This is a genomic window from Pseudomonas nicosulfuronedens (assembly GCF_005877905.1).
Lineage (GTDB): Bacteria > Pseudomonadota > Gammaproteobacteria > Pseudomonadales > Pseudomonadaceae > Pseudomonas > Pseudomonas nicosulfuronedens.
This window is the reverse complement of sequence record NZ_SWDV01000033.1, coordinates 79,914-89,038: the sequence shown is the minus strand read 5'-3', so window position 1 is coordinate 89,038 and position 9,125 is coordinate 79,914. Positions and strand designations below refer to the sequence as shown.

The following is a 9,125-nucleotide window of genomic DNA, read 5'->3' as shown; positions in this document are numbered from 1 at the left end:
AACCAGCTGCTCTGCGCCGACCCGCACAGCCGCGAGGTGCGGCGCTTCCTGGTCGGCCCGCGCGGCTGCGAGCTGACCGGCATCACCCAGACGCCGGATGGCAAGACGCTGTGGGTGAACATCCAGCACCCGGGCATCAGCTTCCCGGCCAGCGACGGCAAGAGCATCCCGCGTTCGACGACGTTGGTGATCACCAAGGACGATGGGGGCGTGATCGGGACGTAACCGCCGGCCGAGCCGGTTCGCGAGCAAGCTCGCTCCTACGAAGAGCAGGAGCGAGCGTAGAACCTATAGAAGCGGCCACACCCGCGATCCGGCCGGTATCCAACCCAATTTTCCGGCCACAAGCGCCCGACACGGGTTTGGTAGCGGGCATGGCCCGCTCCTACACATACGCGCCCACCATGCACCACAACGTTACCGAAGCGCACCGCAAGCGCGCACGAAATACCCTATCCGTTACCGTTTCGCCCCGTCCCATTCCATCATTCCCACCCCGCCTTCCTACGCCTACCGCTCTACCCCGGCCAGTTCCAATCATTTCGCCAGCATTGGCACGGCAACTGCTTAACTGCATGCATGGATAATTGGATCCAAAAATCCACGAGGAAACACCCCATGCGCCTGGTACCCGCTGCCCGCCCGCCGATGAGCGCCGAAGACGAGGCCTACGACTATCTCCTCCAGGCCATCTGCACCGGCCGCTACAAGACCGGCGACCGCCTGGTGGCCGAGGACATCGCCAGCGACATCGGCATGAGCCGCATGCCCGTGCGTGGTGCCTTCAAGCGCCTGGACGCCGAGGGCCTGGTGACCCTGCGACCCAATCGCGGTGCCATCGTCAGCGGCCTGAACATCGAGGAAATGCGCGAAGTCTTCGAGATGCGCAGCGCCCTCGAAGGCCTGGCCATCCGCCTCGCCGTGCCGCAACTCACCGACCGAGACCTGTCCCGCCTCGAACGCATGCTCGACGAAATGGACGACTACCGCGACGACAGCGCCGGGTGGGTCAGCCGCCACCGCGCCTTCCACGAATACCTCTGCAGCCTTTCCGGACGTCCGCGCCTGCAACGGCAGATCACCGCGCTCTACTCCGTGATCGAGCCGCACATGCGCCTGTGGCTGCAGCACGTCGACAAGCCCATGAGCGCCCGCGAGGAACACGCGGTGATCCTCGACGCCCTGCGCTCGGGCGATGCCCGCGAAGCCGAGCGGGTGATCTGCGACCACATCGAGGGAACCATCCCGTCCCTGGCGAAATTCCTCGAGGCGCAAGCCACCTGAGGCGCCATCCACCAACGCGCAATCCACCCAAACGAAATCCACGAAGCCGATCCACGAAGAAGAGAATCGAAGCAACGGGCGCCTAGACCCGTACTTCTGTGTCCCTGAACTGCCCCTGGCAACCCCACCCCGGAGAGCAACATGTTCGAACGCAGGATCCCGCAATGCCTTCTCGCCCTTTGCCTGGCCGCCCCCCTGGCGCATGCCGATGTGAAGATTCCCGACCGCTTGCAGAACGCCAGCAAGGTCACCTTCTGCGGCGGCATGGACTCCCCGCCCATGGGCTTCTATGACGCCAACCAGAAGCTCACCGGCGTCACCATCGACCTGGGCGAAGCCATCGCCAAGCGCCTGGGCGACAAGAAGATCGACTGGCGCATCACGCCCTTCTCCGGGCTGATCCCGGCGCTGCTCGCCGGTCAGTGCGACATGCTTGTCGACCAACTGTTCGACAAGCCCGAGCGGCGCGAAGTGATCGACATGGTCAACTACATGTACTCCAGCCAGGCCGTGGTCGTCGGCAAGGGCAACCCCGAGGGCATTCACACCCTGGACGATCTCTCCGGCAAGAAGGTCGCGGTGCTCAACGGTTCAACCATCCGTACCCTGCTCGAGGCCCACAACGAGAAGCTGGCAAAGGCCGGCAAGCCGCCGATGAAAGTGGTGGTCTACAACACCGACACCGACGCCTTCCAGTCCCTGCGCATCCGCCAGACCGACGCCTACGGCACCACCGTGGAAACCGCCGGTTACTACCAGAGCACCGCGCCGGACCTGTTCGAGATCGGCGTGCCGGCCTTCGCGCGCATCCTTACCGGCCTGGGCATCCGCAAGGAAGACAAGCAGCTGAGCGAAGCCGTCACCCAGATCATCAAGGACATGCAGGCCGACGGCAGCTACGCCGCGCTCCTGGCCAAGTGGCATATCGAAGGCGACAAACTGGACTGAGGTAACGAGACATGAACTTCAGTTGGGACGTGTTCTGGCAGTACCTGCTGCGACCGAGCGATATCTACCTCTACGGCCTGTGGCTGACCTGCGTGATCGCCGTCAGCGCCATGCTCCTGGGCTGCGTGCTCGGGCTGCTGGCGGCGCTGATGCGCCTGTCGACCAATCCGCTGCTGCAATACCCGGTGCGTTTCTACGTGTGGCTGATGCGCGGCACGCCGCTGCTGGTGCAGATCGTCTTCCTCTACACCGCGCTGGCTGCTGGCGGGATCTTCCGCTTCGAGGACCTGGACCTGGGGTTGTTCATCCTGCCGGGCAATATCCAGGCCGCGATCATCGCCCTGGGCCTCAACGAAGGCGCGTACATGGCCGAGATCATCCGCGCCGGTATCGGTGCGGTGGACAAGGGCCAGTACGAGGCCGGCAAATCCCTCGGCATGACCTTCCCCAAGCTGATGCGCCGCATCGTGCTGCCGCAGGCCTTCCGGGTGATCGTTCCGCCGCTGGGCAACGAGTTCAACGTGATGCTGAAGAACACCACGCTGGTCAGCGTGATCGGCGTACAGGAACTGTTGCTGAGCACCCAGATGGTCACCTCGGCGACCTTCCGCGTGTTCGAGCTGTACCTGGTCGTGGCGATCTACTTCCTCGCCCTGACCACCCTGTGGGGCTTCTTCCAGCGCTGGCTGGAAGTGCGCTTCGGCAAATCCGATGGCCAGCCAGCCGCCTCGAACCGCCTGTTCGGCCGGCAGGCGATGAAACTGCTGAGGGGGCGTTGAGATGATCCCGGACATGAAAGACGTGGTAATCCAGGCCCGCGACGTGCACAAGGCCTTCGGCGAACTGGAAATCCTCAAGGGCGTTTCCCTGGAAGTACGCCGGGGCGAAGTGGTGGTGCTGATCGGCGCCTCGGGCTCGGGCAAGACCACCTTCATCCGCTGCATGAACCACCTGGAAGACATCCAGGGCGGCAGCATTCGCGTCAACGGCGAGCTGATGGGCTACCGCGAACGCCCGGACGGCAAGCTGGTGCGCGACTCGGAAAGCAACATCGCCCGGCGTCGCCGCGACATCGGCATGGTCTTCCAGCGCTTCAACCTGTTCCCGCACATGACCGTGCTGGAGAACATCATCGAAGCGCCGACCCAGGTGCTCGGTGTGCCCAAGGGCGAGGCGCTGGACCAGGCCCGCCGTCTACTGGCACGGGTGCGCCTGTCGGACAAGGCCGAGCACTACCCCGGCCAGCTCTCAGGCGGCCAGCAGCAGCGCGTGGCCATTGCCCGCGCCCTGGCGATGAAGCCCCAGGCCATGCTCTTCGACGAACCCACCAGCGCGCTGGACCCGGAAACCGTGGGCGAAGTGCTGCAGGTGATGAAGGAGCTGGCCGACGAAGGCATGACCATGGTGGTCGTCACCCACGAGATGGGCTTCGCCCGCGAAGTGGCCGACCGCGTGGTGGTCCTGCACCAGGGCGAGCTCATCGAAGAAGGCCCGCCCGCGCAGGTCTTCGGCAATCCACACCACCCGCGCACGCGGGAATTCCTCAGCCGCGTTCTCTGAAGATAAGGACAAGTCATGCGTAAACGCGTTCTGTTCGCCAGCACTCTCACCCTCCTCGCCTGCGCCACCGCCGCCCAGGCCGACGACAAGCTGGTGCGCTTCTACAACTGGTCCGACTACATGGGCCCGGACACCCTGAAGAACTTCGAGAAGGACACCGGCATCAAGGTCCAGTACGACGTCTTCGACACCAACGAAATGCTAGAGGCCAAGTTGCTCTCCGGTCACTCGGGCTACGACCTGGTGGTGCCGTCGAGCCAGTTCCTCACCAAGCAGATCAACGCCGGCGTCTACCAGAAACTCGACCGCGCCCAACTGCCCAACTGGAAGCACCTCGACCCGCGCCTGATGAAGCGCCTGGAAGCCGCCGACCCGGGCAACCAGTACGCCGTGCCCTACATGTGGGGCACCGTGGGCATCGGCTACAACTACGACAAGGTCAAGGCCGCCCTCGGCGACAACGCTCCGCTGGATTCCTGGGACCTGATCTTCAAGCCGGAAAACCTTGCCAAGCTGCATGGCTGCGGCGTGGCCTTCCTCGACGCACCGGTGAAGATCATCCCGCAGGCGCTGCACTACCTGGGCCTGGACCCGAACAGCACCAACCCCGAGGACTACACCAAGGCCTCCGCACTGTTGCAGAAGCTGCGTCCGTCGATCACCTACTTCAACTCCTCGAAGTACACCACTGACCTGGCCAACGGCGACATCTGCGTGGCGGTCGGCTACTCGGGCGACGTGATGCAGGCGCAGAGCCGCGCCCAGGAAGCCGGCAAGAAGATCGACGTGCGCTACGTGATCCCCAAGGAAGGCGCCAACCTCTGGTTCGACATGCTCGCCATCCCGCGCGACTCGAAGAACCCCAAGGGCGCCCACGAGCTGGTGAACTACCTGCTGCGCCCGGAAGTGATCGCCCCGGTCAGCGACTACGTCGGCTACGCCAACCCCAACCCCGACGCCACCCCGCTGCTCGATCCGAAAGTCCGTGACAACCCCGGCATCTACCCCAGCGACGCGGTGATCGAGAAGCTCTACGTCTCCGCCGACCTGCCGCCGAAAATCCAGCGCGTGATCACCCGCGAATGGACCCGTATCAAGACTGACCGCTGAACCGAAGAGAGTTTTCCATGCTGAGCTTCTCTGCCCACGAGTACCCCTACGCCTCCCAGCGCCAGAGCGTGTTCGCCCGTAACGGCATGGTCGCCGCCTCGCAGCCCCTGGCTGCCGAGGCCGGCATTGCCATGCTGCGCGCCGGCGGCAACGCCATCGACGCCGCCATCGCCACCGCCGCCGCGCTGACGGTGGTCGAACCCACCGGCTGCGCCATCGGCGGCGACGCCTTCGCCCTGGTCTGGGTCAAGGACCAGTTGCACGGTCTGGACGCCAGCGGCCACGCGCCTGCCTCCATCTCCATCGACAAGGTAAAAGCCGCCGGTTTTGAGAAGATGCCGGTACACGGCTGGCTGCCGGTCACCGTGCCGGGCATCCCCTCGGCCTGGGCCGAGCTGTCCGCACGCTTCGGCAAACTGCCTTTCGCCGACCTGCTGCAACCGGCCATCGCCCTGGCCCGCGACGGCTTCCCGGTGTCCCCGGTGGTTGCCTACCAGTGGGAAATCGCGCGCCAGGAATACCAGCAAAGCCGGGCCGCCGTGCCAGCCCTGGAAGCCTGGTTCGACACCTTCACCGTGGACGGCAAAGCCCCCCGCGCCGGCCAGCTGTTCCGCAACCCGGCCCAGGCGAAAACCCTCGCCGAACTGGCCGAGACGAAGTGCGATAGCTTCTACCGTGGCGCCCTCGCCCAGCGCCTCGCCGAGCACTCCGCCGCCACCGGTGGCGAGCTGAGCGCCGCCGACCTGGCCGGCTACAAGCCCAAGTGGGTCGAGCCGATCAAGACCAACTACCGTGGCTATGACGTCTGGGAAATCCCCCCCGCCGGCCAGGGCCTGATCGCCCTGATGACCCTGAACATCCTCCAGGGCTACGACTTCGACCAGCGCGACAGCCAGCTCACCTGGCACCGCCAGCTCGAAGCCATGAAGAAGGCCTACGCCGACGGCCTGCACTACATCACCGACGCCGAGCACATGCGCGTCAGCACCGCCGCGCTGCTCTCCGACGACTACGCCGCGCGCCGCCGCGCTGAAATCAGCGATCAGGCCGCCGAGCCGAAACACGGTGACCCGCTCTCCAGCGGCACTGTGTACATCGCCACCGCCGACGGCGAAGGCAACATGGTCTCCTTCATCCAGAGCGCGTACCACGGCTTCGGCTCCGGCGTGGTGCTCCCCGACAGCGGCATCGGCCTGCAGAACCGTGGCTCGGAATTCAGCCTCGACCCGGCGCATTCCAACGCGCTGGCGCCGGGCAAGAAGACCTTCCACACCATCATCCCCGGCTTCCTCAGCAAGGATGGCGTGGCCGTCGGCCCGTTCGGCGTGATGGGCGGCTACATGCAGCCCCAGGGCCACGTGCAGATGGTGATGAACCTGGTCGACTTCGGCCTCAACCCGCAGGCCGCGCTGGACGCCCCGCGCTGGCAATGGCTGGGCGGCATGAAAGTCGGCATCGAGCAGCACGCCAACCGCGACCTCGCCTTCGGCCTGGCGCGACGCGGTCACGAGGTGGAGATCGCCTGCGACCTCACCGACTACGGGCGCGGCCAGATCATCGTCCGCGATCCTGAAACCGGCGTGCTCTGCGGCGGTACCGAGCCGCGCGCGGATTCGCATATCGCGGTGTGCTGAGGAGAAAGCCATGCATGCTCGTGACCTGAACCTTTCACCACTGATACTGGGCGGTAACGTGTTCGGCTGGACGGTGGACGAAGCGATGTCGCGACGCCTGCTGGACGCGGCGTTCGACTCGGGGCTGAGCAGTATCGATACTGCGGATATGTACTCAGTCTGGGTGCCGGGTCACGAGGGCGGCGAGTCGGAGGCCATCATCGGCCGCTGGCTCGCCAGCCAGCCGGGGCGCCGCACTGAGGTGACGCTGTGCACCAAGGTCGGCGCCGAACTCTCGGTACAGCGGCGCGGGCTGTCGTGCCGCTGGATCCTGCAGGGTGTCGAGGACTCCCTGCGGCGCCTGAACACCGACTACATCGACCTGTACTTCAGCCATTACCCCGATGACAGCACGCCCCACGAAGAAACCCTGCGCACCTACGAAGACTTGATCGCCTCGGGGAAGGTACGCGCCATCGGTGCGTCCAATTTCAGCCGACAACAACTGCAGGCAGCCGAAGCCACTTCACGTAGCAACGGCCTCCCTGCGTATTCCGCACTGCAGGTCCAGTACAACCTCTACGACCGCGCGGGCCACGAAACGGAAACCGCAGCCATCGCCGCCGAACACGGCAACGTCGTGGTGACCTATTTCAGCCTCGCCTCGGGCTTTCTCACCGGCAAGTACCGCGCCCCCGGCGACCTCGCCGGTAGCGCCCGTGGCGAAGACCTGGAGGGCTACTTTGATACCCGCGGATTGAAGATTCTCGCGGCGCTGGGCCAGGTCGCCGAAGAAACCCACTCGACGCCGGCGGAGGTCGCGCTCGCCTGGCTCCGCCAGCAGCCAGGCATCGCCGCCCCCATCGCCAGTGCCACCAATGAACGCCAGCTCGCCAGCCTGGTATGGGCTACCCAGTTGAGCCTTTCCGCCCCCCAGCTGACAACCCTCGACCTAGCTAGCCGGGCAGGCTGACAAGCTACTGCATGCCATCCTTCAAGGGGGCTTGTGAGCAGAGCGCAGCAACCCTTATCATGAGAAGCATTCTCAAATGATAAAAATTCCGTCATGCCCCCGGTCGATGCTCCCCTCCATGCCGCCGTTAGCGAGCTTTACCAGCACCATCACGGCTGGCTGCAAGGCTGGCTACGCCGTCGCCTGGACTGCCACGAACAGGCAGCGGACCTGGCCCAGGACACTTTCACCCGCCTGCTCGGTTCACGCCGGGTGTTGGATGCACGCGAGCCGCGGGCTTACCTTACAACGATAGCCAAGGGGCTGATGATCAACTGGTTCCAACGCCAGTCGCTGGAACGCGCCTATCTCGAAGCCCTGGCCGGGCTTCCGGAAGAGCTGGCCCCCTCCCCCGAACAGCGCTACCTGGTGCTGGAAACCCTGCACGAGATCGACGCCCTGCTTGCTCGTCTGCCTGACCCGGTACGCCAGGCCTTCCTGTTGGCGCAGATCGAGGGGCTGAAATACGAGGCCATCGCCCAACGCCTGGGCGTGTCCCTTGGCTCGGTGAAGCGCTATATGCAGCAGGCCTTCCGTCATTGCCTGGAGTTGATGGAATGACTGCCGCCGAGCCCATCGCGCCTCGCATCCTCGACGAAGCGGCGGACTGGCTGGTGCGCCTGCAGCACGATGCCAGCGAGGAAACCCGCCGCGCCTGCGCCGACTGGCAACGGCAGAGTCCGCAGCACGCCCGCGCCTGGGACCGCGCCGAGCGCCTGCTGGGCTACCTTGGCAGCTTGCCTCCCGCTCTGGCCATGCCGACGCTGGGCCGAGAACGCACGCTGGACCGCCGTCGCGCCCTCAAGCAGCTTGCCGTGCTGCTGGCCGTCGCTCCGGTAGGCCTCGCTACCTGGCGCACACAACCCTGGCAGGATTGGCTGGCCGACCAGCACACCGCGGTGGGCGAGCAGCGCAAGCTGCCGCTGCCCGATGGCAGTCTGCTCACGTTGAACACTGACAGCGCCGTAGATATCGCCTTCACTCCCGCACAACGCCTGGTGCGGTTGCTGCGCGGCGAAATATTCCTCGATACCCGCGCGGACGGCCGCCCGTTCCTGGTCACCACCCGCGAAGGCCGGATGCAAACCGCCGAGGCACGCTTCAACGTACGCCAAGCCGACGGCGCGACCCGAGTTGCCGTGCAGCACGGGCGCGTGCAGGTGTCGCCGTTGCAAGGCTCCGGCCAGTGGCTGGGTGCCGGGGAGTCCGTACTGCTGACCGCGCAATCCATCACTGCCATGCCCAGCACGCCGAACCCGGATGCCTGGACCCACGGCATGCTGATGGCCGACCGCCTGCCCCTGCAGGCACTGCTGGGCGAGCTGAGCCGATATCGCCGCGGCGTGCTGCGCTGTGACCCTGCGGTGGCGCAACTGGCGGTGTCAGGGGCTTTCCCGCTGCTGGACAGCAACCTCGCGCTGTCGATGCTGCAGGCCACCTATCCCCTGCGAATCCGTCGGGTAACGGACTTCTGGATCACTCTGGCAGCCGCCTGAAGACAGGCACCGGGCGTTGATGCAAAATATTTTCAAAAAGAAGTGAGACTTTTTCTCACTTCAGCTGGCAACAGGGGAACATCTCCCGACACGAAGCCCGCA

Annotated in this window: 10 protein-coding genes; all 10 read left to right on the top strand. The window is 65.3% G+C overall.

What is annotated here, in order from left to right; translation table 11 throughout:
* On the top strand, positions 1–225 hold a 225-nt coding region (locus FAS41_RS23010), incomplete at its 5' end, for an alkaline phosphatase PhoX (RefSeq protein WP_138525572.1).
* 393 nt (positions 226–618) lie between these two features.
* A complete protein-coding gene (locus FAS41_RS23005; RefSeq protein ID WP_138525715.1) occupies positions 619–1,284 on the top strand; it encodes a GntR family transcriptional regulator in 666 nt (221 codons plus the stop codon).
* Between the two features lie 141 nt (positions 1,285–1,425).
* Positions 1,426–2,232 carry an ABC transporter substrate-binding protein gene (locus FAS41_RS23000; RefSeq protein ID WP_138525714.1) on the top strand — a complete coding sequence of 269 codons (807 nt, stop codon included), beginning with the start codon at positions 1,426–1,428 and terminating at the stop codon, positions 2,230–2,232.
* An 11-nt stretch (positions 2,233–2,243) separates the two neighbouring features.
* Positions 2,244–3,011, top strand: a complete 768-nt coding sequence (locus tag FAS41_RS22995; protein WP_045207506.1) for an amino acid ABC transporter permease — start codon at positions 2,244–2,246, stop codon at positions 3,009–3,011.
* Position 3,012: 1 nt separating this feature from the next.
* Positions 3,013–3,792: an amino acid ABC transporter ATP-binding protein gene (locus tag FAS41_RS22990; RefSeq protein WP_138216802.1), complete on the top strand. Its 780-nt coding sequence runs from the start codon at positions 3,013–3,015 to the stop codon at positions 3,790–3,792.
* Positions 3,793–3,807: 15 nt separating this feature from the next.
* Entirely contained in the window at positions 3,808–4,902 is a 1,095-nt protein-coding gene (locus tag FAS41_RS22985; protein ID WP_138525713.1) for a polyamine ABC transporter substrate-binding protein, read from the top strand.
* Between the two features lie 17 nt (positions 4,903–4,919).
* A complete protein-coding gene (locus FAS41_RS22980) occupies positions 4,920–6,536 on the top strand; it encodes a gamma-glutamyltransferase family protein (protein ID WP_138525712.1) in 1,617 nt (538 codons plus the stop codon).
* A 10-nt stretch (positions 6,537–6,546) separates the two neighbouring features.
* Entirely contained in the window at positions 6,547–7,488 is a 942-nt protein-coding gene (locus FAS41_RS22975) for an aldo/keto reductase (RefSeq protein WP_138525711.1), read from the top strand.
* A 93-nt stretch (positions 7,489–7,581) separates the two neighbouring features.
* Positions 7,582–8,088 (top strand): sigma-70 family RNA polymerase sigma factor, encoded by a 507-nt coding sequence (locus FAS41_RS22970; RefSeq protein ID WP_138525710.1) that lies wholly within the window; start codon positions 7,582–7,584, stop codon positions 8,086–8,088.
* Complete coding sequence (locus tag FAS41_RS22965; RefSeq protein WP_138525709.1) at positions 8,085–9,023, top strand: FecR domain-containing protein; 939 nt, start codon at positions 8,085–8,087, stop codon at positions 9,021–9,023. Before FAS41_RS22970 ends, FAS41_RS22965 begins: the two co-directional genes overlap by 4 nt.
* Positions 9,024–9,125 lie beyond the last annotated feature (102 nt).

Bases quoted from the DNA above. Each gene is read 5' to 3' on its own strand.
- FAS41_RS23005 (WP_138525715.1), top strand. From the start codon at position 619: ATGCGCCTGGTACCCGCTGCCCGCCCGCCGATGAGCGCCGAAGACGAG.
- FAS41_RS23000 (WP_138525714.1), top strand. From the start codon at position 1,426: ATGTTCGAACGCAGGATCCCGCAATGCCTTCTCGCCCTTTGCCTGGCC.
- FAS41_RS22995 (WP_045207506.1), top strand. From the start codon at position 2,244: ATGAACTTCAGTTGGGACGTGTTCTGGCAGTACCTGCTGCGACCGAGC.
- FAS41_RS22990 (WP_138216802.1), top strand. From the start codon at position 3,013: ATGATCCCGGACATGAAAGACGTGGTAATCCAGGCCCGCGACGTGCAC.
- FAS41_RS22985 (WP_138525713.1), top strand. From the start codon at position 3,808: ATGCGTAAACGCGTTCTGTTCGCCAGCACTCTCACCCTCCTCGCCTGC.
- FAS41_RS22980 (WP_138525712.1), top strand. From the start codon at position 4,920: ATGCTGAGCTTCTCTGCCCACGAGTACCCCTACGCCTCCCAGCGCCAG.
- FAS41_RS22975 (WP_138525711.1), top strand. From the start codon at position 6,547: ATGCATGCTCGTGACCTGAACCTTTCACCACTGATACTGGGCGGTAAC.
- FAS41_RS22970 (WP_138525710.1), top strand. From the start codon at position 7,582: ATGCCCCCGGTCGATGCTCCCCTCCATGCCGCCGTTAGCGAGCTTTAC.
- FAS41_RS22965 (WP_138525709.1), top strand. From the start codon at position 8,085: ATGACTGCCGCCGAGCCCATCGCGCCTCGCATCCTCGACGAAGCGGCG.